This window comes from Cognatundibacterium rivi (assembly GCF_018139565.1).
Taxonomy (GTDB): Bacteria; Pseudomonadota; Gammaproteobacteria; order Burkholderiales; family Burkholderiaceae_D; genus Undibacterium; species Undibacterium rivi.
Genome location: NZ_JAGSPK010000017.1, coordinates 1 through 261, shown reverse-complemented (window position 1 = coordinate 261; position 261 = coordinate 1). Strand labels below are relative to the sequence as shown.

Genomic DNA, 261 nt, shown 5'->3' with positions numbered 1-261 from the left:
AGCTACCCATGGACATGATGACCATGATGATCAGTGTGCCTTTGGCAACGAAGTCACCTGTTTTCCAGAGTGCGTCTAAGCCGTATGGGTTTTCAATCACTTCTTTCGCAGGTGCAGCAGCGATGTCGCCGGCTGGTGCGGCAGCAGGTGCAGCAGCGTCAGCCGCTGGTGCGGAAGCAGCAGGTGCTGCAGTGGAGGCAGCGGCGGAAGCTTCTTGTGCGGAAGCTGGAGCGACGGCAACAGCGGCAGTCAATGCCAGGA

1 pseudogene is annotated in these 261 nt (G+C 59.0%); it reads right to left on the bottom strand.

What is annotated here, in order from left to right:
- Positions 1-259 (bottom strand): annotated as a pseudogene (locus KDM87_RS17660) (MotA/TolQ/ExbB proton channel family protein); the annotation flags it as partial.
- Positions 260-261: the final 2 nt, after the last annotated feature.